Below are 24,723 nucleotides of genomic sequence, written 5' to 3'. Positions count from 1 at the left end.
AATGCGACGCGCGTCGGTCTCGATCTCTATCGCTGTGCGCGGCGGTTTGGCCTGCTCCTCGCGCCACCGCGCGACCCAGCGACGCAACGCCGTGTCGCCAACGCCCAGCGCTTCGCAGGCCCGCGAGTATGAATAGCCCTTGCTGACCACCAGCTGGACTGCTTCTGCCTTGAATTCTTCAGGAATGTTCCGTCTGCTCATTTCTCACCTCAGTTGGAGAATTATCCCCTTTAGAGGTGTCCAGGTTCATTGAACCACTACAGTGCCGCCCCGCACAGGGGCAACGCTAATAGACCACTAACAATTCAAGGAAAGGCACCAAAGCCAGATCAAGGAGAAGCCAAAGCCCTAAGAACACGGCCAAAAAGCGCCGCGCAGGCAAAAAACCTCAAAACCTTTATTTCGCCAACTTGGAATGCCGCCGCGAATAACCAAAATAAATAACCATCCCAATCAACAACCAAACCACAAACGCCACCCAGGTAACAGCCTGGAGATTCACCATCAAAAACAAACAAGAAGCGACAGCCAACACCGGCACCACCGGTACACCAGGACACCGGAATGCCCGCGGCAACTCAGGATGCGTCTTCCGCAAAACCAGCACCGCAATCGACACCATCGAAAACGCAGCCAACGTGCCGATATTGATCAGCTCAGCCAGCACATTCAACGGCACCAGCGCGCCAATCAACCCGAAGAAAATCCCCACGAGCCATGTCGTAAAGAACGGCGTCGCATACTTCGGATGCACCCGGGAAAGCCGCGCCGGCAACAACCCATCCCGCGACATCGCGAAAATCACGCGCGTCTGGCCATACGCCATCACCAGAATCACCGTCAGCATGCCCAGCACGGCGCCAAGGTCGATAAAGCCCGCTACCCACTTCTGACCGGCCACCTGCAACGCGTACGACACCGGATGCGAAATGTTCGCGAACTGCGCCGACGGCACGATACCCGTGACCACCGCCGCCACCGCGACGTACAGCACCGCGCACACGCCCAGCGATGCAATGATCCCGATCGGCAAATCTCGCTTCGGATCCTTCACTTCCTCCGCCGCGGAAGACACCGAATCGAACCCGATGAACGCGAAGAACATCACCGCCGCCGCACCGAACACGCCGTTCCATCCGTTCGGCATGAACGGATGCCAGTTCGCCGGCGTCACGTGGAAAACGCCTACGCCGATCACCAGCAGCACCACGATCACCTTGATCGCCACCATGATGTTGTTGATCCGCGCGGATTCACGCACGCCAAGCGACAACAGCGCCGTGATCGCCATCATCACGAGGAAAGCGGGCAGGTTGAACCATGTCTCGTGCCCCGGCAAAGCGCCCGGCGCCGCCGTCAGCGCAACCGGCAAGCTCACGCCGAAGCCCGACAGCAGCGATTGCAGATAGCCCGACCAGCCGACCGATACCGCCGACGTTGCCAGCCCATACTCGAGCATCAAGTCCCAGCCGATGATCCACGCGGCCAGTTCGCCAAGCGTGGCGTACGAATACGTGTAGATGGACCCCGCAACCGGAATCGTCGAGGCGAACTCGGCATAGGCGAGCGCGGCGAACCCGCAGGCAATCGCCGCGATCAGGAACGACACCATCAGCGCCGGGCCAGCTTGAACCGCGCCCGTGCCGGTCAGCACGAAAATGCCGGTGCCGATAATGGCGCCGACGCCGAGGAAAGTCAGATCGAGCGCGCCGAGCGCCTTCTTCAGGCCGGCGTTCTGAGCGCTCGCGGCGATCATGTGCTCGACGCTCTTTTTACGAAACAGGGACATTGGCGGTGGGTCTCCAGTAGTGCACGCATCTTGCGCGCCGAATGTCAGGGGAAACCCGCGATTTTAGCGGATGCGCGCCTTTGCACCATTTTGGGACGGTGTTTTTAGCGTTTGAAGGGGAGGCTAAAAATGCCTGATGAAAGCGATTTAGGCGTGCCGTTTGTCTGAGCACATCGCGTGGTGGGAAGGCTTTCGCGCGCTGCATGCCCCATCGGGTGAAATCGCGCTCGTGCGATCGAACACTGGCGCTGGTTGGACGCTATTTAGCTATCTGGGGAAGAAAGCTTCAACCGGCCATCGCCGGATTCAAATCGACGAGACGGTTGCTCATCACATAGAAGGTCAGCTCGGCGTTATTGCGCAGCTTCATCTTTTCGAGCAGCCGGGTGCGATACACGCTGACCGTCTTCACCGACAGCGATAACGTTATGGCGATATCCGTCAGCCGCTTGCCGGACGCGAGCATGCATAGCGTCTGGTATTCGCGATCCGAGAGCTTTTCGTGCGGCAATTGTTCGCCGTCGAAGGAGACATAGTCCGCCAGCGCTTCGGCCATGGCCGGGCTGACGTATTTGCGGCCCGCCGCGACCTGCTGGATCGCGCAGATCATCTGCGCGGCGTCGACCGTCTTCGACAGGTAGCCGGCGGCGCCCGCTTTCAGCGCGCGCACGGCGTACTGGTCCTCGCGGTACATCGAGAACATCAGTACGGCCACGCGCGGCGCCTTGCGCTTCAAACGCTTGAGCACTTCGACGCCATTCATGTCCGGCAGCGAAATGTCGAGCAGCACCACGTCATAGTTGCGTTGGGCAACGGCTTCGAGCGCTTCGGCGCCGGTTTCCGCCTCGGTGACTTCGCGCGCCACGCCGCGGTCGAGCAGCAACTGGCGGACGCCCTGGCGGACCACCGCATGGTCGTCGGCGAGGAGGATGCGCAGGCTCATGATGGCGTGCTCACGATTGCAGCGCGCGACGCTCGGCGCCCGGTGCGCTCGCCAGCATCGCATCCCACGCAAAGCGCGCCTGCACGAGCGTGCCGCGCGACGCAGCGCTGCTGTCGCCACGGCCTGAGCCGATGCGCCGGGCGCTGATCCGCAGCGTGCCGTCGAAGGCGGCGCAGCGCGCCTGCATGCCGCTCAGCCCGAAATGGCCGCGACGGCTGCGGGCGGTGCGCGTCAAGCCGATGCCGTCGTCGGTGATGATCAAGCTCAGGTGGCGCCGGCCGGCCTCGATCCGTACGTCGGCGGATTCGGCGCGCGCGTGCTTGGCAATATTGTTCAGTGCTTCCTGGGCGACCCGGAACACGGCCAGCGCGGCGTCGGTGGGCAGGCGCGTGAGCCGCACGTCAGCGGCGCAGACGAAGCTCGTACGCAGGTTCGTGCGCGCGGCGAAGTCGCCGGTCCATTGCGCCAGCGCGCCGACAATGCCCGCTTCGAGCGACGGCGCATGCAGTTCCGCGACGGCCTGGCGGCTGGCGGCGCACACGGCGTCGAGCGAGCGATTCGCAACGGCGAGCGCTGCCGCGCACTGCGGCGGCGCATCGGCCGGCAGCCAGGTTTCGACGCCGGCAAGGGCGAAACGCGTCGCGGTCAACTCGGCGCCGACGCCGTCGTGCAGCTCGCGCGCCACATGGCGGCAGGCAGCTTCCTGCGCCTGAACGAGCTCGGCCGACAGCTGGCGCACGCGGGCGCGCAGTTGCGCGAGTTCGTGCTCAGCCGCGGAGGGCGGCGCGGCGTGTGCAAGTGAAGGCGAAATGTGGGCGCTAAACGGGACGACGGTCGACGTATCCATGACTTTCCCTCTCAGGAAGCAGTGCAAACGGCGAAGCGGGTGCGCATCGGCGGCGCGAAGACGAAAGAACGCATGCGAGTCTCTGGCCTCCAGTGACGTCCGTTACGCGTTGTGCGAGATGGACAAATTGCTACGGTGCGGCGTAACGAAATTTACATTCAGTAACAAGTCGACCGTACGATGGCGTCATATTAATCCGACTAATCGTGCGCCGCGATGATATCTCAAAAAAAGAAAAAAATGCAGGTGCACCAAGGGTTAGCGCCTACATTTGACGCAATGCTTGATGTGCTGCGGCGCTGAGTATTGTAGGAAGAATGCTGACATCAAATGTCAGGGCAATGGCGGCAATTGTAACTGCGCAACAAAAAAAGGAGCCCGAAGGCTCCTTTCTGTTGATTGCGCGGCGCGCGCGGCTCAATTTGCGTGTCTGCTTAGCCGACGAACGCCTTTTCGACCACGTAGTGACCCGGCGCATTGTTGCTGCCTTCCTCGAAGCCGAGGTCGTCGAGCAGCTTGCGCGTGTCGCGCAGCATGTGCGGGCTGCCGCACAGCATCACGCGGTCGTCTTCCAGCGAGAAGCCCGGCACGCCGAGATCGGCGAACAGCTTTTCGGTTTCGATCAGTTCGGTGATACGGCCGCGGTTCTGGAACGCTTCGCGCGTCACCGTCGGGTAGTACAGCAGCTTTTCCTGTACCAGTTCGCCTAGGTGCTCGTGCGCCGGCAGGTGATCGGTGATGTATTCCTTGTACGCGAGTTCGTCGACGAAACGGCAGGTGTGCGTCAGGACCACGCGCTCGTAACGCTCGTAAATGTCCGGATCTTTAATGATCGACATGAACGGCGCGAGACCCGTGCCGGTGGACAGCAGCCACAGCGTCTTGCCAGGCAGCAGGTTGTCGGCCATCAGCGTGCCGACCGGTTTCTTGCCGATCAGGACTTCGTCGCCGACCTTCAAATGCTGCAAACGCGACGTGAGCGGGCCGTCCTGCACCTTGATGCTCAGGAATTCGAGGTGCTCTTCATAGTTCGCACTCGCAAGGCTATAGGCGCGGATCAGCGGCTTGCCGTCGACTTCGAGGCCCACCATCGTGAACTGGCCGTTTTCGAAACGGAACGACGGATCGCGCGTGCAGGTGAAGCTGAAAAGCGTATCGGTCCAGTGATGGACGCTCAGGACTGTTTGTGAATTCAGGTTGCTCATGGCTTCTTGGATAGTGCGAAAACAAAGGCGGCCAGTCGTTTTAGCCGGCCGGCACGGCAAGGGCGATGCTGCGCTAACCCGAGATCGGGAATCACGCGCAATCCGCTATTTTACCGCGCCCGCTGCCCGAGGGCTCTGGCGCGGCGGTTGAGCGTGGTAAAGCGGGTTACCGGACCCGGAAGCGTCGGCGCCGATGGTTGTGACGATCGGCACCGCGAAGTACGTTGGCGTGGTTGCAGCCGCGCTTCAGCAAGGGTACGGCGATGGGCGAAAACCGCGCAGGGCGGCTGCCATCGGCTGTCCGGCATGCGCCGGATAGGCGTCCCGCGCGGGCAACATTTTCAGGATGATACCGAAACCCGCCGTGCACCGCAGCATTGACCCTGCTAATAAAACTGGCAAATGGGCGGGAGGTCGGGACGAAAGGTGAGGAAATTGGGCCGTAAAGGCGAGACGCGCGGGGCGAGCGCGCGCACTTCTGGTCGCGCTGCCTGGTCTTGCTGGGTTGGTACACAAAGGTTGATTGTCGCTCGGGCGAGGAGCTGGAATCCCTTATGAAATAAAGATTCCAGCGTTTCCCGTTTTGATTACGCCGGAGCCGCCACGCGCTTCTTGCCGCGCTGCTTCAGCACTCTCGCTTGCAGCACGATCACCAGCAACAGGAACACCCCGCGAATCACCGATTGCCAGTACGCCGACAGGCTGATGAACCCCAAACCGTTTTCGAAGTTCAGCAGATTGAACACCAAGCCGAGCAACAGCACGCCGGCGATCGTCATCGCAATCGAGCCTTCGCCGCCGGTGAGCAAGGTGCCGCCGAGCACCACCGCCGAGATCGCGAACAGCTCCCAGCCGACGCCTTCGTTCGGCTGACCGGCGCCGAACTGCGCGGCGAGGATCACGCCCGCCATGCCGGCGAGCAGCCCGCTTACGGCATAAGCCATCACCAGCGTGCGGTCGACGTTCAGGCCCATCAGCCGCGCCGCTTCCTCGCTGCCGCCGATGGCCAGCGAATGCCGCCCGAAGCGCGTGCTGCGCAGCGCGAGCCAGCCGGCGATTGCGGCGACCGCCGCGACGATCCCCGGGATCGGCAGGCCGAACAGATCGCCTTGACCGAAGTTGCCGAAGTTCGAGTCGGCGGCGATCGACACCGCATCGTTCTTGCCGAGCAGCAGCGCGACGCCGTGCGCGCCGAGGCTGGTCGCGAGCGTCACGATGAAGGGCAGGATTTTCAGTCGCGTGATGATCAGGCCGTTGAGCACGCCGACGGCCATGCCGGCCGCGCAACCGGCAACGACCGCGACCCAGCCGCCGTACACGCTGGTCAACGCAGCGACGACGCTCGCAAGAGCTGCCACCGTGCCGACCGACAGATCAATGCCGCCCGTGATGATCACGAAGGCCATGCCGATCGAGATCAGCGCGAACATCGAGTTGTAGCGCCAGAACGAGGTGATGTTGTAGGCCGAGCCGAAGTGGTCATAGCGCACGAGTCCGAGCACGATGAGCGCGACCAGAGCAAGCAGGATGGGAAGGTTCTTTTTCATCGCATCGAATCCGAAGTGTCCTGGAGGCGTTAGCGCGAGCGCCGCTGCACATAAACCGCCGCGACGATGATGCCGGCCTTCACGACCAGGGCCGCCGCGTCGGGAATGCCGTGCGCGAGCAGCGTATAGCGCAGCAACTGGATGATCAGCGCGCCGATCAGCGTGCCGCCGATATACGCCTTGCCGCCCGTCAACGCCGTGCCGCCAACCGCCACCGCGGCGATCGCATCGAGTTCCACGCCGAGTCCCACTACGTTCGCATCCGAGGACGAATTCACCGAGATCGAGATCAGCCCCGCGAGTCCCGCGAGTGCGGCGCACAACGTGTAAGCGATCAGCTTGACGGTGGCTGTCGGCACACCGCACAGATAGGCGGCCTTTTCGTTGCCGCCGGTGATCAGCAGATACTGGCCGAACAGCGTTTTGCGCACGACCCACGTGAACAGTACGACTAGCGCAAGCATCAGCAGCACCTGGAACGGCACGCCGGCGACCTTGCCCAAGGCGATCCACTGGAATGCGGGCGTGTTGAACGCCTGCAGGCTGCCATCAGTGACGACCTGGGCGATGCCGCGCCCGGCGATGAACAGCACCAGCGTCGCGACAATCGGCTGGACGGATAGCCTCGTCACCAGCAAGCCGTTGAAGACGCCGCACGCGGCGGCGGCCAGCACCGGCAGCACGAACGCGAGCGCGATACCGCCTGGTCCTGGAATATTCAGGAACAGCATCGGCGCGAGCGCCCCCGAGATCGCCATCGATGCGCCCACGGACAGATCGATGCCGCCCGTCGCCACCACCAGCGTCATGCCGATGCCGACGATCACGATCGTCACCACCTGCGTCATGTTGACGTTGAAGGTTTGCAGCGACCAGAAGTGCGGGGTGAAGATCAGGTTGAAGAGCACCATGGCGAGCAACACGATCACTTCGCGTTGCATGGCCAGGTGCCGCCATTTCTTCACCGTCGATGCGGCCGTGGCGCGTGATGTGGCAGCGTCCGGCATAGGCGGCGTGGCTTGGGTGTGTAACGACTCGGTGTGCAACTTAAGCGCCATGACGGTCGCCCTCCAACGCGTCTTCGATATGTGCGGTCTGGGCGGCTTCGACCAGTTGCGATTGGCCTTCGCCGCCGTAGGCGATGGCGTCCATGATGGCGGTCTCGCTCATGTCGGCGCCGTTCAGTTCGGCGACGGTGCGGCCGTCGCGGATCACCACCGCGCGGTCGGCCACCGCCGTCAGTTCTTCGAGTTCGGATGCGGACAGCAGCACGGCGAGGCCGGCGTCGCGCAGTTCACGCACGATCTTCGCCACGTCGGCTTTCGCGCCGACATCGATGCCGCGCGTCGGTTCGTCGAGCAGCAGCAGCGAAGGTTCGGCAGCGAGCCAACGCGCGAGCAGGACCTTCTGTTGATTGCCGCCCGAGAGTTCGCGAATCGGCTGATCGGCCGAGCGCAGCTTGATGCCGAGCGACGCAATGAAACGGTCGACGATCACCTGCTGTTTCTTCACATCCACCACGCCATTCTTCGCCAGCGTGCGCAAGCAGACGAGCGTGAGGTTGTCGCGCACCGAGAGTTCGGGGACGATGCCTTCGGCTTTGCGGTCCTCCGTGAGGTAAGCCAGGCCACGCGCAATTGCGTCCTGCGGCGACTTCAGCGCCACCGTTTCTCCGCCGATCGACAATGAACCGTGTTCGAGCGGATCGGCGCCGAACATCAGGCGCATGGTTTCGGTGCGGCCCGAGCCGAGCAGGCCCGCGAGACCCACTGCTTCGCCCGCGTGCACTTCAAGCGATACGTCGCTCACTTTCGGATGCGCGCTCAGCTGCGTCGCAGCGATCGCCTGCTTGCCGCGCCGCGCGAGGTTCGCTTCACGCGCAGCGGCGTCTTCGTGCACGACGGCGGCGAGCGTGCGGCCGAGCATCGTCGTGACGAGTTGCAGCTTGTCCATCTCCGCCATCGTGCTTTCCGCGACTGTTTGACCATCGCGCATCACGGTGACGCGGTCGCATAGCGCATAGAGTTCGTCGAGCCGGTGCGAGACGAAGATCACCGCGCGGCCGTCGTCGCGCAGTTTGCGCACCACGGTGAAGAGCAATTCCACTTCCCGCTCATCGAGCGACGAGGTGGACTCGTCCATGATGACCATCTTCGCGTCTGACGAGACGGCGCGCGCCAGCGCCACCATCTGCTGAATCGCGGTCGAATAGCGGCCGACGGGTTTCTTCACATCGATCTGCAAACCGAACGAATCGAGCAGGGCGGCGGCGCGTTGCTGCACCGCGCGCCAGTCGATCAGGCCGAAGCGGCGTGGCTCGCGGCCGAGGAAAATGTTCTCCGCCACGGAGCGGAACGGCACGAGGTTGATCTCCTGATAGATCGTGCTGATGCCGGCTTCACGCGCCTGCTTCGGGGTGCGGAAATCGACTTCCCGGCCTTCGAAGCGCACGCTGCCCGAGCCGCGCCGATACGCGCCGGTCAGGATCTTGATCATGGTCGATTTGCCGGCGCCGTTCTGGCCGATCAGCGCGTGCACTTCGCCGGCTGCCACGCTCAGATTGGCGCTGCGCAACGCGGGGACGCCGCCGAAGCTGATGCCGATGTCCTGCATCTCCAGCAGCGGCGAACGGGTAAGGGGAGAGTGCGGTGTCTGCGTGCCGGATTCCGTCACGGGTGTCCTCCTGATGCGTGTGCTGCTTCACGTGCTGCATGCATTGCATACGCTCGGCAGTGCGAGCCGCTGTGGCCGTTCGTTCGGGCTCCATGCAGGCGCTGTCGTCGAACCATGTTACGCCGCATAAAAGCGAAGCGACGGTCCGTGCTGCCACGAACGCGTCGCTCCGAACCCTTCCCGTCACTCGTCCCCCGAGGAGATTGATTCGGGGCGGAGACGTCCTGCGGGCACAGCCCTCGAAGAAGCTCTCTCCGAGGTGCGGAGCGCCTGGACACTCCGCTAAGGCGCTGCCCTCAAGCTACACAACCGCGTGTACGACGGCGGCTGTCGATCAATAGCCGTACTGCATGCTCTGCTGCACGTTGCTCTTGTCGTAGAAGCGGTCCGAGACCTTGACCCACGTCGGGATCTTTTCGCCCTTCGCGTAACGTTGGGCGACGTCGCAGGCGAGCGGGCCGAAGAACGGGCTCGACTGCACGCTCGCGCCGAGTTCGCCGGCGGCGATCGCGTCCATGCCGCCCTTGGTGCCGTCGATCGTGACGATCTGGATGTCCTTGCCAGGCTGCTTGCCGGCGGCCTTGATCGCGGCGATCGCGCCGAGCGCCATTTCGTCGTTATGCGCGTAGACGGCGGTCACTTCCGGGTGCGCCTGCAACAGCGTTTCCATCACCTGACGGCCCTTGTCGCGCGCGAAGTCGCCGCTTTGCGAGGCGATGATCGTCATGCCCGGGTTCTTCGCGATGATTTCGTCGAAGCCCTTCTTGCGGTCGTTCGCTGCGGACGCGCCCGTGGTGCCTTCGAGTTCGATGATCTTCGCCTTGCCGCCGGTCGCCTTGACGAGCCAGTCAGCGGCGCGATGGCCCTGATCGATGAAGTCGGAGCCGATGAAGGTGATGTAGTCGCGGCCCGCCTTGGCCACCGACTGATCGACGTCACGGTCGACCAGGATCACCGGAATGCCGGCCTTTTTGGCTTGCAGCACGACCGGTGCAAGCGGCTTTTCTTCGCGCGGCGGGAACACCAGCAGATCGACGTGCTGCGCGATCATGTTCTGGATGTCCGAGACCTGCTTGGAGTTCGAACTATTGGCGTCGGTCATGACCAACTGCCAGCCGCACTTCGCGGCGATGTCCTTGAAGCTCTTGGTTTCCGCGAGACGCCACGGATTGTTGCTTTCGGTCTGCGCGAAGCCGACCTTCAGCGGAGTCTTGGTAGGCAACTTCGGCAGCGCGTCGTCGGCGTACGCCGTCGCCGTGGCGACGCCGAAACCGATGGCCAGAGCCAGCAGCGAACCTGCCAGCGGACGGATCTGCTGCCTGCGCGCGTGCTTGCGCGACTGCGTGTTGAGCGACGCCATTGTCTTCCTCCAGTACCTGGTGAGGTGTATTTGCTTTTTAGTGTTTCTCCTGTCGGCCGAGCTGATTCACCCTGACCGGACGTGCCGATTATTCCACCGGGAATTATTATCGGTCAATCACTAATAATATTAATTATTGGCTTTTCTGCCTCGGTAATTACCCTGACCGAGCCGCGTTCGACGAGCGGTCCGTCGAGTTTGACGAGGCGATGCCGCACCGGTGCGCCCGCTGCGCGGTTGTGTTCTTCCTGCAGCAGGGTTTCGACGGCCCAGCGTCCCAGTTCGTAGTTCGGCAGCACCACGGTCGACAACGGCGGATGCGTGTGGCGGGCAATTTCCTGGTCGTCGTAGCCGAGCACGGAAACGTCTTCGGGCACGCGCAGGCCGAGTTGCTTCAGGGCCTCGATCGCGCCCAGCGCGGTCAGATCGTTGGCGCAGAAAATGGCGGTTGGCGGATGCGCCTCGCGCATCAGGGAGAGCGTCATTTCAAAGCCGACTCCCGAGCTCCAGTCGCCGTCGCGCACCAGTTCGGGCGCGTATGGGAGGTCGGCGGTGGCGAGTGCCGTGCGATAACCCTTGAGGCGGTCTTTCGAGGCGTCCTGCCACGGTTCGCCGTTGATATAGCCGATCCGCCGATGCCCCGACTGCAGCAGATAGTCAGTCGCCAGATGGCCGCCTGCGACCTCGGCCGGCACCACGGACGACAACCCGCCTTCGCTCGTGTAGCAGTTCAGCAGCACGGTGGGCACCTGCGATAGCGCTGCCGGCAAGGTGACCTTGCGGGTGTAGACGGTCGCGTAGATCACGCCGAATACGTGCGGGTTCGACAGCGTCGCGTCGAGCACCTGCTTTTCGATGTCGGCGTTGCCGTGCGTCGAGTAGACGGCGAGCATCTTGCCGCTCGCATAGGCCGCATCGCGCGCGCCGTCGACGTTGACGACCGGATGCGGACTGGTGGAAATCTCGTCGGCCAGATAGACGATCAGGTTGCGTTCATCAGCCGAAACCGATACCGGTTCGCGCAGCGACAGCCGGTAGCCGAGGTCGTGCGCGGCCTTTAACACCTTGTTGCGGGTGGTCTCGGAGAATTTCGCGCCGGTCGCGTTGTTCAGCACGAGCGAGACAGTGGATTGCGACACGCCGGTGAGCTTGGCGATGTCGGTCATGGTCGGGCGGCGTTGAGTCGATTTTTTCATTGTGCGGGCCGCGCTGCAGCGGCGCTAAAGCAGGAGCATGCCGGTGGCATTCGTGATGCTGACGGTACCACTAATAATATGCGTGCGGCAACGCGCGCTAACCCGCCATGTGGGAGATTTGGTAAGGCAAGAATCGGTTGGTTTTGGCTAATTTATTACTAATAATATTGACCGATGCGCTTTGGCGTGCGATTCTCGGTCGCGCGGACCCTGAGGGTTCCGCCGGCCGCGCGCTGTGCGCGGCACGTCATAGGAGAGATCGATGGGCGTTCATGCCGCCATCCGCCTGAGGCCCCGCCTTTTCTGACCATGCGCGACGTTTCCTTGAATCCGATCCGGCCGCTCGTCTCTGAAATCAACGGACTTACGTGGCTCGACGACCCCGCGATCGAGAAGTCGCTTGTCACGCTGACGGCCGGCGCCATGCATGTGGTGGTCGCGCCTGAAGTCGGCGGTGCACTCGCGGCTTACTACGAGTCGACGCCAGAAGGCCCGCTGCACTGGCTGCGGCCAGCCACGCAAGCAGCGTTCGATCAACGCGATCCGCTGCGCATGGCGAGCTTTCCGCTCTTTCCCTATTGCAACCGGATTCGCGACGCGCGTTTCGAGTTCGACGGCGGCACAGTCGATCTGAACGGCAATGACCTGCGTTTTACGCACGCGCTGCATGGCAACGCGTGGCGGCATCCATGGCAGGTGGGGGCGCGCACGGAGAGCTCCGTGGAATTGCACTTCGCACACGAACCGGACTCGCGGCTGCCCGGCGACTGGCCGTTCCGTTATCGCGCGCGGCAGCGCATCGAATTGATCGGCGGCGCGTTGTGCATCACGCTGTCCGCGCAGAATCTCGGTGACCGGCCGATGCCCTTCGGCATGGGCCATCACCCGTACTATCCGCGCACCGCGCAGACCCGCGTCTACGCCGAGGTGCAAGCCATGTGGCATGCCGACGCCGACGTGCTGCCCACGCATCTCGGTCCGCACCCTGCAGTCGAGGCGTTGCGCCACGGCATGTCGCCGGACGCGTTCGCACTCGACAACAACTTCGCCAACTGGTCGCGCGAGGCGACGATTGCGTGGCCCGACGAACACCGTCAACTGACGATGACCGCCGATGCGCCCTTCGATCACATGGTGGTATTCGCGCCCGCCAACGATGCGCAACTGTGCGTTGAACCGGTGACCAACACGACCGATTGCTTCAACGCGGTGGGCATGCGGGAACAGGTGGGCGGCTGCGTGTTGCAGCCGGGTGAGGAGATTGCGGCGGCGCTGAACTGGACGCCCCGAAGAGGTTAGTGCCCGTACTTCACTCGACTCGCAACCGCGCCATATACGGCAAATGATCCGACAGCCACGCGGTTTCCTGCGTCGGCTGGATCCATTCAACCGGCTGCATGCCGCGCACGAACATCTTGTCGAGCGCGAGCGCCGGCGAGAAGGCCGGAAACGTGCGGCCCGCTTCGCCGAGCAGCGTCGCCACTTCCTGCAGGCCGTGTTCGGCAAAGAGCGGCACCGAGTCGTTGCGCCAGTCGTTGAAGTCGCCGGCCAGCACCAGCGGACCTTCCGGCGCTTCCTTCGCGATCCAGTGCGCGATCCAGTTCATTTGCCGCAAGCGCGCCGAGCGCGTGAGCGCGAGATGCGCGCACAGCAGCGTGACCGAGTGGCCGCCGAAGGTCGCGCGCGCCACCAGCAGTCCGCGCTTTTCGAAGCGATGCGCGGAGATATCCCAGCGCCCGCCGAGATCGAGCGGATGCGGCGACAGAATCGCATTGCCATGCCGCCACGACGGCTTGAAGACATTCGGACCAAGCGCGATTTCGAGTTCGGCCGCGCGTGCGATCTCGGTGGCCTGACAGTGCCAGACGTCGCTCAACGGATCGGCGAGCGGCGAGCCGAAACTACTGGCCAATATCGGCGAGGGCATGCGCCGCGCCATCGCTTCCTGCAAAAAATACGCGTCCGCATGGGTCGACTGAACCCAGCGCTGCATCGCCTGCCAGGCCTGAAAGCCGAGCGGTGTGCGGCCCTTGTGCAGATTCCAGCTGACCGCAATGAAATCCTTGGGCGCTGCGCTCTCGCGGATCAATTCTTCTGGGTTTCGCATGCCGCGTTGTCCACGTGTTCTGTTGGGGGCTTCGGTTGTTCGTTTCAGTTCGTGCCGTTCGCATTGCGCGCTGCACTAGTTCGCGCTGTTCGCAAGGCTCGCACGCACGCGATAGACCAGGTTCGGATTCTTGTCGACGATCGTCCAGCTGACCCACTGACCCGGCGGCACCTTCAGGCCCGGATGGCTCGCGCTTACCTGACGCGGTTGCGGCGGCAACTTGCAACCGGTGTCGGTTTGTCGCGCGGCGTCTTCTTCGAAGGTTTCCTGGGCTTCGATCGACAGTGTGACGGCGCTCGCATCCGCTTGCAGCGGCGAGATCGTCAGCGTGCGCGCCAGGTCGATGCTGCCGCCGGGCTGGTCTTTACAGCCGACGTTATGCTGGACCATCTTGTGATGCGTGTCCGTGCGCGCCTGGCCGACGGTGGTGGTGCCGTCGAACGAATCGATCTGCTGGCCGTCGCGCATGACCTGCAACTGCCATTGCACGGCCTGTTGCGTCGCCCCTTGTTGCGCGTTCGCAAGCAGCGAAGTGCCGAACAGCACAGCGACGATACTGGTTTTCCACATAGAAGGTTTCTCCGGTCACTGCATCCGGCAGAGTAGACAGAAGGCCATCTTACGCCTGATGGGCTGAACGCCTTTCTGACACCTCAAACGGGACCGGGTTCAGCAAAACACCATTTCCGATGAGAAGGTGAATCCTCAAAGGGACTTCCTCCGGGGCCTCGCAGGAAACAAGCCCTTGTTAGCAGCAGACCCGCATGACTGCTGGCTTGCACGCGAATATGTCCTCGTTACACTGGATCTGAAACGGTGCCCATCAGGCGCCGCAGCAGCAAGACCAGCCAGACGGGGTGAGCGATGACAACAGCAATGGTCAAACAGGAAATCGCCGTGGCATCTTTCAGCAGGGTGTACGACCTCGATCAGGTCGAGACCGCGCTGAACGAGCTCAGCGAAGGGGCGAACGAGGCGCTGCGCGCCACGTACGAAAAGATGCTCAAAACCGGCAATCTGCGCTTCTGCGTCAAGCCGAACCGGATGCCGTCGATCGACGATCTGATCGACGCGTTGCCCAACTTCTCGGAACCGCTCGACGACATCCGCAAGCAGGTCGCCTTGTGTCTCGAGACTGAGGACCGGCTCGAACTGATGCCGATCCTGTTGCTCGGTGACCCGGGCATCGGCAAGACGCACTTTGCCAAGCAACTGGCGCGCATGCTCGGCACCGCGTACCAATACGTGGCGATGAGTTCGCTAACGGCGGGGTGGATTCTGTCGGGCGCATCGTCGCAATGGAAGAACGCGAAGCCGGGCAAGGTGTTCGATGCGCTCGTGAACGGCAGCTACGCAAACCCCGTGATTGCCGTCGACGAAATCGACAAGGCCACTGGCGACTCGCAATACGATCCCCTCGGCGCGCTTTACGCGCTGCTCGAACACGACACGGCGCAGACGTTCATCGACGAATTCGCGGAGATTCCGATCAATGCCGGCCACGTGATCTGGATCGCGACCGCGAACGACGAGCGCTCGATCCCGGAGCCGATTTTGAACCGGATGAACGTGTATGAGATTCCGCCGCCGGATCGTGACGGCGCACGCCGTATCGCTCAATCGATCTACGATGAGATTCGCTCGGCGCATAACTGGGGCCTGCGTTTTCCCGAAACGCTCGGCGACGCCGCGCTCGATGCGCTGAAGCTGGCCTCGCCGCGTGAAATGCGGCGCGCGATCCTGAACGGCTTCGGCGCGGCGCGCATCGACGGGCGAGATCGGATCGGAGCCGGCGACATCCGCCTGGATTACGGAAATCGGAGGAAACCGATCGGTTTTTGAGCGTTTTTGCTCTGTTTTTGGCAGAAAACCGTCTTCGGACGGCTTTCTGCGAACACGAAACAGGCGATTCGACACTTAAAACAGGATGAATGTCGCAGCAATTGTTGCGAGTTTCGCGATTTCGAAGGGTTTTCATCGGTCGGTCTCCCGCCTTGACAGGCGCCCGGCGGCAAGGTGGCCAGCATGGCCGGCAGCGCTCCGAGGACGCAGGGCGATGCCATCGCGCGCATGAAGAATTGAGCGCGACAATCGTCGACGGCGTACACTGATCTTGTCCGGCCCATACGTTTAAGCCCTGCTCAAGACCGAATGCCCGCAGTCGTCCGACTGCGGGCATTTCTGTCTGTGCGGCGTCGTACAATTTTGTATAGCGGTTGCGTAAGGCCAGGTGCGTTCGACAGCGAGCGGTGTGCGGTCCTCGATAGCCGTACCCTGTCTTCATGAATATCGGGTGAACGAGGCAGCGCGCGGCGAGGTTAGCCGCGTCAAGGGACATGGATCAGATCGAATGTGTAGTGATCGGCGCTGGCGTCGTCGGTCTTGCCGTGGCGCGCGCATTGGCGGCGCGCGGGCGCGAGGTGATCGTGCTGGAAGCGGCCGAAGCGATTGGCGTGGGCACCAGCTCGCGCAATAGCGAAGTGATTCACGCGGGGATCTACTATCCACGCGGTTCGTTGAAAGCGGCGCTTTGTGTGCGCGGCCGCGAGATGCTCTACGACTACTGCGTCGAGCACAACGTGCCGCATTCGCGTTGCGGCAAACTGCTGGTCGCCACCTCGCGCAATCAGATTCCTCAGCTCGAAAGCATCATGGCGAAGGGCCGTGAAAACGGCGTGCTCGACCTGATGCGAATCAACGGCGACCAGGCGCAAGCGCTCGAACCTGCGCTCGAATGTGTGGAAGCGGTGTTCTCGCCGCAGACGGGCATCGTCGATAGTCACCAGTTGATGCTGGCGATTCAGGGCGACGCCGAGCGCGACGGCGCGGTGTGTGCGTTCCATGCACCGGTCAAGGCGATCGAAGCGAGTAACGGCCGCTTCATCATCAAGGTGGGCGGCGCCGCGCCGACCACGATCAGCGCCGCCTGCGTGATCAACAGCGCCGGCTTGTACGCAAATGCGCTGGCGCGCACGATTCGCGGACTCGACGCGCGGCATGTGCCGCCGCTCTATCTTGCGCGCGGCAACTACTTCAGCATCTCGGGGCGCGCGCCGTTCAGCCGTCTGATCTATCCGATGCCGAACGAAGCCGGCCTCGGCGTGCATCTGACCATTGATCTCGGTGGCCAGGCGCGTTTCGGTCCGGACGTCGAATGGGTCGATGCGATTAATTACGACGTCGATCCGCATCGTGCGGATTCCTTTTACGCGGCGATTCGCGCGTACTGGCCCGCGCTTCCCGACGATGCGTTGCAGCCCGCTTATGCGGGGATTCGTCCGAAGCTTTCCGGGCCAGGCGAGCCCGCCGCCGATTTCGTGATTCAAGGTCCGGCCGCGCATGGCGTGCGCGGGCTCGTCAATCTGTTCGGGATTGAGTCGCCTGGATTGACGGCGTCGCTCGCGATCGCTCAGCGTGTCTGTGAACTGAGCGGGCGCGCTTAATTGTCGCACCCCTCACGTTCTCATCCCGACACCCTGCTGCCCACTTCATGCGATCAACCGGCATTCCGAGTGCGTAACGTGCGCGCGGAGTAGTACCAATTCGGTTATCTCTATCATTTGGGCTGTCACGCGCGACGGCTTCATTGCTATCCTTGGGGACCGCTGTCATCAGAACGGCGATCAGTTCAATATAAATGGAGTGAGTCCCCCATGAAATCTTCCCGTCGTACGTTTTTGATCACCAGCATTGGTGTGGCATCCACGTTCGCCCTGTCGCGCCAGGCTTTCGCCGACGCACCGCAGGTCGCCGAGACCGACCCGACCGCACAAGCGCTCGGCTACAAGGCTGACGCGAGCAAAGTCGACAAGGCCAAGTTCGCGAAATACGCAGCGGGCCAGGACTGCGGCAACTGCAGCTTCTACCAAGGCAAGCCGACCGACGCCTACGCCGGCTGCCCGATGTTCGCGGGCAAGCAAGTCGCGAGCAAGGGTTGGTGCAGCGCATATAACAAGAAGGCCTGATTCCGTTTCAACCGCACACGCATTCAGTGTCACGGTAAGTGCGCCGCAACATTGCGGCGCCGGACTGCGGTCCGATCATCGAGGCGTCTGCCGCCCTGCGCGACAGACGCCTTTTTGTTGCTTGAAAACAGCTTGCGCGCTCTTTACACTCCAAGGCGATTGCTGCGGCGGGCATTATTTTTTCCTGCTCGCGCCAGGGTGCACTCGCGCACGCTGAAGCACATCTACGCTGAGACGCCGTACCACGCGACATTTTTCGCAGGCTGGAGATTCGAATGGCACCAGCGTCACGGAGCCTCAACACGCGCGCCGTCGTGGCGGCTGTGATCGGCAACGCACTCGAATGGTACGACTTCACCGTGTTCGGTTTCCTCACGGTGGTGATCGCCCAATTGTTCTTTCCGGCAGGAAACGACTATTCGTCGATGCTGCTGACTACCGCAACCTTCGGCGTCGCATTCGTCATGCGGCCGATCGGTGGCATCGTGCTCGGACTTTACGCGGATCGCGCGGGACGTAAGGCGGCGCTATCGCTCGTCATTGCGCTAATGACGCTCGGCATTCTGCTGCTGGCGATTGCCCCGCCGTATTCGGCGATCGGCATCGGTGCGCCTTTGATGATCGTGCTCGGGCGTTTGCTGCAGGGCTTTTCCGCCGGTGGTGAATTCGGCAGTTCTACGGCCTTGCTGATCGAGGCGGCGCCGTTCTCGAAGCGCGGCTTCTACGGCAGCTGGCAGATGGCGAGCCAGGCGGCGGCGCTTCTGCTCGGTGCCGTGGTTGGCGCGTTGATCACGCACGGCCTTTCGCCCGAGGCGCTGAAGTCATGGGGTTGGCGCGTGCCGTTCATTCTGGGCTTGATCATCGGGCCGATCGGCTTTTATATCCGCCGGCATCTCTCCGATTCGGAAGCTTTTCTGCTTGCGCAAAAGACGGCCCGGCGCGCAACGCTCGGCGAAGTGTTCAGGAGCCATAGCCGCGACGTGCTGTGCGGACTCGGCGCGGTGATCGCGCTCACCGTGACGATCTACGTGTTGATCAGCTATCTGCCGACCTTCGCGGTCAAGCAACTAAAGCTGCCTTATGCGCAATCTTTTAACGCGGTGATCGTCGGCAATCTGCTGCTCACCGTGCTCTCACCGTTGACGGGTGCATGGTCGGACAGGATCGGACGCAAGGGGCTTTCTCTGTGGTCGCTGGTGCTGACGCTCGTGATCATCTATCCGCTGTTTGCGTGGCTCGCGGCGGAGCCGAGCGTGTCCAAACTGATTCTCGTGCAGGCGCTACTGTCGATTGCGCTCTCCGGATACTACGGGCCGTTCGGCGCGTTGATCGCCGAACTGTTTCCGGCGAACGTGCGCTCGATCGGCTTATCGCTCGCGTACAACGTCGCGGTGATGCTGTTCGGCGGCTTCGGGCCGTTCGTCGTGACGTGGCTCATCAACACTACGGGTTCGCCGCTCGCGCCGACTTATTACGTGATGGGCGGATTGGCGTTGTCGATCGTGGCAGTGGCGTGCATTCCCGGCAAGCGTCACGCGGATCTCGACGCGCGGCGCAAACCGGCTTGAGGGTTTAGTCCTCCGACGCCCGCTCGTCTAGCTGCGCGCCGGTATCAACGGCGGCCGTTTGTCGAACCACGGCCGCGCTGCTTCGAGTTGCGCGGCCAGTCGCAGCAGCGTTGCTTCGCCGCCGACGCGCGTGGCGAACTGCACACCGATAGGCAGCCCGCGCGCGTTCCAGTAGAGCGGCACGGACATCGCCGGTTGTCCGCTCAGATTGAACAACTCCGTGCATCCCGCCCACGCGAACGCCTTGTTCGACGCTTCGGTCAGCAGCTTCTTCATCAGGGCTTCGAGCGGCATCGTCGTGACGGCGCGCATCTGCATGCGCTCCGCGGGGGTGGGGTGCATTTCGCCGATCTTGATCGGTGCGCCGGCGAGCGTCGCGCACAGAAGCACGTCGTAGCGGCTCAGCAAATCGGTGAGACGTTCTGTGATGCGACGCTGTTCTTCGAGCGCGCTAGGCAAGCCGCGCTCGCCGAGTTTGCGGCCGACGTGCGCCATTGCCCACGTCGAGATTTCGAATTCGTCGCGCTGCGGCTTGCGGCCGGTGATGCGATCGGCGTGCAGCACCATCTCTTCCGCTGTCACGGACCAGAGCATCAGGAACGCATGGCGGACTGACGCGAAATCGATGCCGAGCGACACCGGTTCGATGTTATGGCCGAGCGAACTGGCGAGTTGCGCGGCGTCTTCGAGTGCGGCGCGCGAATCGGCGGAAAGTGAGGGCGCCAGCATCGAATCGGTGACGTAGGCAATGTTCAGCGGCTTGCATGGCTCGCGGCTCGCGCCAAGGAAAGTGCCCGGTGCGCCGAGCGGTCTGTCCGCGTTGCCGCCCAGCAGATCGAGCAGCAACGCGCTGTCACGCACGCTGCGCGATACCGCGTGATCGATGCCGAGTTCACCGACGGCGGGAGTCGGTGTCGCGCGTGGCACACGTCCGCGGGAAGGCTTGAGGCCGAACAGTCCGCAACACGAAGCGGGAATGCGGATCGAGCCGCCGCCATCCGATGCATGTGCGAGCGGCACGATGCCCGCGGCGACCGCCGCGGCTGCACCGCCGCTCGAGCCGCCAGGCGTGTGGTCGAGATTCCACGGATTGCGGCATGCGCCGAACAATTCGGGCTCCGTATAAGGCATCTGGCCGAGTTCGGAGGTGCTGGTCTTGGCGAAGATGTTGAGGCCGGCCGCCTTTGCCAGCGCGACGACCGGTGCGTCCTCGGTAGGAATGAAATGGCGGTAGTGACGGCTGCCCATCGACATGCGCAGCCCGGCGACCGCTGCGCCCAGATCCTTGATCAGATAGGGCACGCCTGCGAGCGCTGCTTGGGTGCTTCCGTCATTGGTTTGGTTCGCGCCATTCGCTCGATTCGCATCATCACGCGAGGCACGCTGACGCGCGGCGTCGTAGTCCTTCAGGACAATCGCATTGATTGCGGGATTAACGGCCTCGGTGCGGGAAATCGCGATGTCCAGCAACTCGCGCGCGCTTGCTTCGCGGCTTCGAATCAGTTCGGCGAGGCCGATGGCGTCATGGGCGAGATAGTCTGATTGCACGACGGAGGGACCCTCGCTATCGAGTGTTGAATCTGCCGGTTGCCTATGCGCGTGATGAACGGCCTGGCTGGACGTTAGGCTGTTCCTGGTTCATCGGCGCGCATGGAAGAAGACGACGCGCCGATGGCACGTCGTCTTCGAGAGAGTAACCCAGGTACAGGTGCGAGTTATAGGCGCCGATCAAAGCCGTGAGTGACAGGCGCCGGTTACAACGTGAGTTAAAGCCGCGAAGTTACAACCGCTCACCGAGGAACGTCAGCGTGCGGCCATGCGCGAGCGCTGCTGCGGGCTGGTTATACGATGCGCGGTCCGAGCAGTTGAAGCCGTGATCGGCATTCGGATAAATATTGAATTCCGCATCGGCACGGCCGGCGAAGCGCTCCTGAATCTGGCCGACAGCCGACAGCGGAATATGCGCGTCGAGTTCGCCGTAGTGGAATTGCATCGGCACTTTGATCTTCGCGGCCTGATCGAGCTTGTTCTGGATGCCGCCGCCGTAGTACGCCACCGCGCCGTCGAGCGTGCCTTGCGCAGCTGCCAGATACGCGAGCTGGCCGCCGAAGCAGAAGCCGATCGCCGCAATCTTGCCGGTCACTTCCGGCATCGCGCGCAGCGCCGCGGCGGCTGCGCCGATGTCGGCCACCGCCTGGTCGACATTGGTCTTCTGCATCAGCTCGATGCCTTTCTCGCGATCCGCGCCGTCATACGTCAATTCGACGCGCGGCTGCACGCGCCAGAAAATGTCCGGTGCGAGCGCGACGTAGCCGTCTTGCGCGTACTGATCCGCGACCGAGCGGATATGGCTGTTCACGCCGAAGATTTCCTGAATGATGATGACGGCCGGTCCCTTGCCGCCTTTGGGCAGTGCCAGATAGCCGCCGAAACTGTCGTTGCCGGCGGGAATGTCGATCCAGCGGGAAGTCGTGCTCATATTGCTCTCCATTTACTCGTGCGTTGATGCGCAGGGTCGGTCTGAATGAATGCCCGAGGCCTGAATGCCTGAGACGGGCGGTCAGTTTGCCATCAAAAGAAACGGCTTGCAGTGAGGCTGCGCGCGGCCTGACAACGCCCGCCGCACGGCGATGATCTCGTAAGGCGATTGAAACATTCTCGATAATTCATTTCTCCGCGCGCGCATGGCTCGGTAGAGTCGAAAGTCCTGGCTCGTCGATGCGACGAGCGCTTTGCCGGAGAGAGAATCGATCATGAATGAAGGCAGTTTTGTGACGCCGTTTGCGGCACGTTTCGAGTTGCGGGTGCCGGTCGTGCAGGCACCGATGGCCGGCGGCGCGACGACGCCTGCGATGGTGGCGGCGGTATCGAATGCCGGCGGTCTCGGCTTCCTCGCGGCGGCGGCACTGTCGCCCGAGAAAATCGCGAGCGAGGTTGCGGCGATTCGCGCGCTGACGGATCGCCCCTTCGGCGTGAATCTGTTTGTACTGGAGCCGGCCGCGCCGGACGAAGCCACCGTGCGCCGCGCGCTCGAAGCCATCGATCCATTACGCACGGACCTCGGTTTGCCGCCGGGTCAACCGCTCGAACGCTATGCGCCGGATTTCCGCGCGCAACTGGAAACGCTGATTGAATTGCGCGTGCCGGTGGCGAGTTTCACATTCGGATTGCTCTCAGCCGCGGACGTCGCCCGTCTGCATGCAAACGGCCTATATGTAATAGGCACCGCGACGCATGTTGCCGAGGGTGTCGCCTGGCGCGACGCGGGCGCAGATGCAATCGCCGCGCAAGGCGCGGAGGCGGGCGCGCATCGCGGCACCTTCATCGGCGCATTCGAGGAGGCGCTGGTCGGCACGATGGCGCTCGTGCCGCAACTCGTCGATGCGACCGGCCTGCCAGTGCTGGCCGCGGGCGGCATCATGGACGGACGCGGCATCGTCGCCGCACTCGCGCTCGGCGCGCAAGCGGCGGTGATGGGTACAGCGTTCCTCACTTGTCTGGAGAGTGCGATACCGCAGGCATGGAAAACCCGAGTGCGCTCGATGTCGGATACATCGACCTCCGTGACGCGCGCGATCACCGGCCGCCATGCGCGCGGCATACGCAATCCGCTGATGCAGCGCTTAAGCGAGTCGGCGCATAAGGTCGCGCCTTATCCGGTGCAAAACGCCTTGACGCAGGAGTTGCGGCAAACCGCGAGCCGCGCGGATAACGGCGACTATCTGTCTCTATGGTCAGGCCAGGGCGCCCCGCTTGGCCGCAAGCGCCGGGAAGGCCTTGGCGCTGCCGAACTGGTTGGGCAACTCGAGCAGGAATGGCATGCTGTGGCAGCACGGATCGGTGCGCTCGAGCGTTGATTCGGCATGGCTCAGACGCGCGTCGCGGCAACTGCGGCGCGCTTTGTTTTTACGCAAAAAGCCTATTCGAAACATTAACGGTTTAACACGCGAAAAGCTTTAGGCCGTGCTGTTAGACGATAGGCGTACCTAGCGGAAACCCGCATGGGCTGGTGCTCTCCGGCCTGTCTTTCCAGCCGGAATCGGCTCTTGTTGGATAAACGCTATTAGTGTTCATCCCACTTCCTCAAAAAAGTCCCACAATTTAATTTGATGGCCTACACTTGCGCGCAAGTACGGTTTGCCGTCTGCCACAAACAGTCCGGTGAACGTGCTGGCCAAGTGCATGAACGATGCAACCGGCGTGGTCGTCCACGGGACTGAGCGACACGTGTAGGGAAGCGGGGGCACAGGGCGATTACGTTGTTTTTGGGACCGAAACTGGAGACTTACATGAACATCAAGATTCAAAAGCTTTTGCCGATCAGCGCTGCGGCCATGTTGTTTGCGTCATTGGCTACGGGCGCGGTGGCGGACGAGGTCGTCAAGATCGGCCACGTTGCACCGTTGACCGGCGGTATCGCTCACCTGGGTAAAGACAACGAAAACGGCGCGCGTCTGGCTGTTGAAGAAATCAACGCCAAGGGCCTGACGATCGGCGGCCAGAAAGTCACGCTGCAACTCGACGCACAAGACGACGCAGCTGACCCGCGTACGGCTACGCAAGTTGCGCAGAAGCTGGTTGACGATAAGGTCGTCGCAGTGGTCGGCCACTTGAACTCGGGCACGTCGATCCCGGCTTCGAAGATCTATAGCGACGCTGGCATCGTGCAGATCTCGCCGTCGGCAACGAACCCGGCCTACACGCAACAAGGTTTCAAGACGACGTACCGCGTCGTGGCGACCGATGCGCAACAAGGTCCGGCACTGGCTAACTACGCAGCCAAGGGTCTGAAAGTGAAGAGCGTCGCGATCGTCGACGACTCGACCGCTTACGGTCAAGGTCTCGCCAACGAATTCGAAAAGACCGCCAAGTCGCTGGGCCTGAACGTGATGTCGCATGACGCGACGAACGACAAGGCTGTCGACTTCCGCGCGATTCTGACGAAGATCAAGGGCGAAAACCCGGACGCGATCATGTACGGCGGTATGGACGCAACCGGCGGCCCGTTCGCCAAGCAAGCCAAGCAGCTCGGCCTGCGTGCGAAGGTGCTGGCAGGCGACGGCGTGTGTACCGACAAGCTGTCGGACCTGGCTGGCGACGCAACCGACAACATCGTCTGCTCGGAAGCCGGTATGGCGCTCGAGAAGATGGCTGGCGGCGCAGCGTTCCTCGCCAAGTATCAGAAGCGTTTCGGTCAGCCGATCCAGATCTACGCTCCGTTCACGTATGACGCTGTGTACATCATCGTCGACGCTATGAAGCGTGCGAACTCGACCGATCCGGCGAAGATCCTGGCAGCAATGCCGGCGACCGACTACAAGGGTGTGATCGGCGAAACCACGTTCGACTCGAAGGGCGACCTTCAACACGGCGTGATCTCGCTGTACAACTACAAGGCAGGCAAGAAGACGCTGCTCGACGTAGTGAAGATGTAAGAGCCGCATGACCGAAGACAGCTTTGTTTGTCTTCGGTCAAGCAGTTAAAAGGCACGCGCGCCGCAAGGCTCGCGTGCCTTTTCTTTT

At 62.6% G+C, this 24,723-nt stretch carries 21 protein-coding genes; 7 read left to right on the top strand and 14 right to left on the bottom strand.

Translation table 11 applies throughout. From position 1 onward, the window contains the following. From M0D66_RS16990 to M0D66_RS16945, 10 genes are all read right to left on the bottom strand, one after another. Nucleotides 1-201 (bottom strand): transposase (locus M0D66_RS16990; RefSeq protein ID WP_266211059.1); only part of this gene is annotated, 201 nt, incomplete at its 3' end. A 196-nt stretch (nt 202-397) separates the two neighbouring features. After that, complete coding sequence (locus M0D66_RS16985) at nt 398-1,789, bottom strand: amino acid permease (RefSeq protein WP_093644885.1); 1,392 nt, start codon at nt 1,787-1,789, stop codon at nt 398-400. Nucleotides 1,790-2,075: 286 nt separating this feature from the next. Further along, nucleotides 2,076-2,732, bottom strand: coding sequence for a response regulator transcription factor RqpR (rqpR, locus tag M0D66_RS16980; protein WP_211706072.1), 657 nt, complete (start codon nt 2,730-2,732; stop codon nt 2,076-2,078). Nucleotides 2,733-2,742: 10 nt separating this feature from the next. Beyond that, complete coding sequence (locus M0D66_RS16975) at nt 2,743-3,579, bottom strand: sensor histidine kinase (protein WP_200651922.1); 837 nt, start codon at nt 3,577-3,579, stop codon at nt 2,743-2,745. A gap of 434 nt (nt 3,580-4,013) precedes the next feature. After that, complete coding sequence (locus M0D66_RS16970) at nt 4,014-4,784, bottom strand: ferredoxin--NADP reductase (protein WP_093644879.1); 771 nt, start codon at nt 4,782-4,784, stop codon at nt 4,014-4,016. 587 nt (nt 4,785-5,371) lie between these two features. Then, nucleotides 5,372-6,331 carry an ABC transporter permease gene (locus M0D66_RS16965; protein ID WP_200621027.1) on the bottom strand — a complete coding sequence of 320 codons (960 nt, stop codon included), beginning with the start codon at nt 6,329-6,331 and terminating at the stop codon, nt 5,372-5,374. A 29-nt stretch (nt 6,332-6,360) separates the two neighbouring features. Beyond that, nucleotides 6,361-7,338 (bottom strand): ABC transporter permease, encoded by a 978-nt coding sequence (locus M0D66_RS16960; RefSeq protein WP_256456488.1) that lies wholly within the window; start codon nt 7,336-7,338, stop codon nt 6,361-6,363. Between the two features lie 40 nt (nt 7,339-7,378). After that, complete coding sequence (locus tag M0D66_RS16955) at nt 7,379-8,944, bottom strand: sugar ABC transporter ATP-binding protein (RefSeq protein WP_266211064.1); 1,566 nt, start codon at nt 8,942-8,944, stop codon at nt 7,379-7,381. Between the two features lie 394 nt (nt 8,945-9,338). Continuing rightward, the gene (locus M0D66_RS16950; protein WP_200651920.1) at nt 9,339-10,364 is read right to left on the bottom strand and encodes an ABC transporter substrate-binding protein; all 1,026 of its coding nucleotides are present in this window, start codon (nt 10,362-10,364) and stop codon (nt 9,339-9,341) included. A 113-nt stretch (nt 10,365-10,477) separates the two neighbouring features. Then, the gene (locus M0D66_RS16945; protein ID WP_175052178.1) at nt 10,478-11,530 is read right to left on the bottom strand and encodes a LacI family DNA-binding transcriptional regulator; all 1,053 of its coding nucleotides are present in this window, start codon (nt 11,528-11,530) and stop codon (nt 10,478-10,480) included. A gap of 339 nt (nt 11,531-11,869) precedes the next feature. On the opposite strand from M0D66_RS16945, the gene M0D66_RS16940 reads away from it, so the two are divergent. Then, nucleotides 11,870-12,859, top strand: coding sequence for an aldose 1-epimerase (locus tag M0D66_RS16940; RefSeq protein WP_266211058.1), 990 nt, complete (start codon nt 11,870-11,872; stop codon nt 12,857-12,859). Between the two features lie 10 nt (nt 12,860-12,869). Here M0D66_RS16940 and M0D66_RS16935 read toward each other — a convergent pair whose 3' ends face one another. Together M0D66_RS16935 and M0D66_RS16930 are read right to left on the bottom strand one after the other, a co-directional pair. Continuing rightward, nucleotides 12,870-13,667, bottom strand: a complete 798-nt coding sequence (locus M0D66_RS16935; protein WP_200651918.1) for an endonuclease/exonuclease/phosphatase family protein — start codon at nt 13,665-13,667, stop codon at nt 12,870-12,872. A 75-nt stretch (nt 13,668-13,742) separates the two neighbouring features. Next, a complete protein-coding gene (locus M0D66_RS16930) occupies nt 13,743-14,237 on the bottom strand; it encodes a hypothetical protein (RefSeq protein ID WP_093644865.1) in 495 nt (164 codons plus the stop codon). 294 nt (nt 14,238-14,531) lie between these two features. Between M0D66_RS16930 and M0D66_RS16925 the strand changes: the two genes are divergently transcribed. From M0D66_RS16925 to M0D66_RS16910, 4 genes are all read left to right on the top strand, one after another. After that, nucleotides 14,532-15,509 carry an AAA family ATPase gene (locus M0D66_RS16925; RefSeq protein ID WP_093644863.1) on the top strand — a complete coding sequence of 326 codons (978 nt, stop codon included), beginning with the start codon at nt 14,532-14,534 and terminating at the stop codon, nt 15,507-15,509. Nucleotides 15,510-16,003: 494 nt separating this feature from the next. Then, entirely contained in the window at nt 16,004-17,110 is a 1,107-nt protein-coding gene (locus M0D66_RS16920) for an NAD(P)/FAD-dependent oxidoreductase (RefSeq protein WP_093644861.1), read from the top strand. A gap of 210 nt (nt 17,111-17,320) precedes the next feature. Continuing rightward, nucleotides 17,321-17,632: a high-potential iron-sulfur protein gene (locus M0D66_RS16915; RefSeq protein ID WP_054037945.1), complete on the top strand. Its 312-nt coding sequence runs from the start codon at nt 17,321-17,323 to the stop codon at nt 17,630-17,632. Nucleotides 17,633-17,907: 275 nt separating this feature from the next. Next, on the top strand, nt 17,908-19,200 hold the full coding sequence (locus tag M0D66_RS16910; protein WP_266211057.1) for an MFS transporter: 1,293 nt from the start codon (nt 17,908-17,910) through the stop codon (nt 19,198-19,200). A gap of 27 nt (nt 19,201-19,227) precedes the next feature. On the opposite strand, the gene M0D66_RS16905 is transcribed toward M0D66_RS16910, so the two are convergent. Then, complete coding sequence (locus tag M0D66_RS16905) at nt 19,228-20,748, bottom strand: amidase (protein WP_266211056.1); 1,521 nt, start codon at nt 20,746-20,748, stop codon at nt 19,228-19,230. 232 nt (nt 20,749-20,980) lie between these two features. Next, nucleotides 20,981-21,679, bottom strand: coding sequence for a dienelactone hydrolase family protein (locus tag M0D66_RS16900; RefSeq protein WP_093644855.1), 699 nt, complete (start codon nt 21,677-21,679; stop codon nt 20,981-20,983). 274 nt (nt 21,680-21,953) lie between these two features. On the opposite strand from M0D66_RS16900, the gene M0D66_RS16895 reads away from it, so the two are divergent. Continuing rightward, nucleotides 21,954-23,057: a nitronate monooxygenase family protein gene (locus M0D66_RS16895; RefSeq protein ID WP_266211055.1), complete on the top strand. Its 1,104-nt coding sequence runs from the start codon at nt 21,954-21,956 to the stop codon at nt 23,055-23,057. A gap of 432 nt (nt 23,058-23,489) precedes the next feature. Beyond that, nucleotides 23,490-24,635, top strand: coding sequence for a branched-chain amino acid ABC transporter substrate-binding protein (locus tag M0D66_RS16890; RefSeq protein ID WP_093644851.1), 1,146 nt, complete (start codon nt 23,490-23,492; stop codon nt 24,633-24,635). The last annotated feature ends 88 nt before the right edge of the window (nt 24,636-24,723 follow it).

Source organism: Paraburkholderia sp. SECH2, assembly GCF_030464795.1.
Lineage (GTDB): Bacteria > Pseudomonadota > Gammaproteobacteria > Burkholderiales > Burkholderiaceae > Paraburkholderia > Paraburkholderia aspalathi.
The sequence above is the reverse complement of the archived record's forward strand: the minus strand, read 5'-3'. Positions and strand labels throughout refer to the sequence as shown.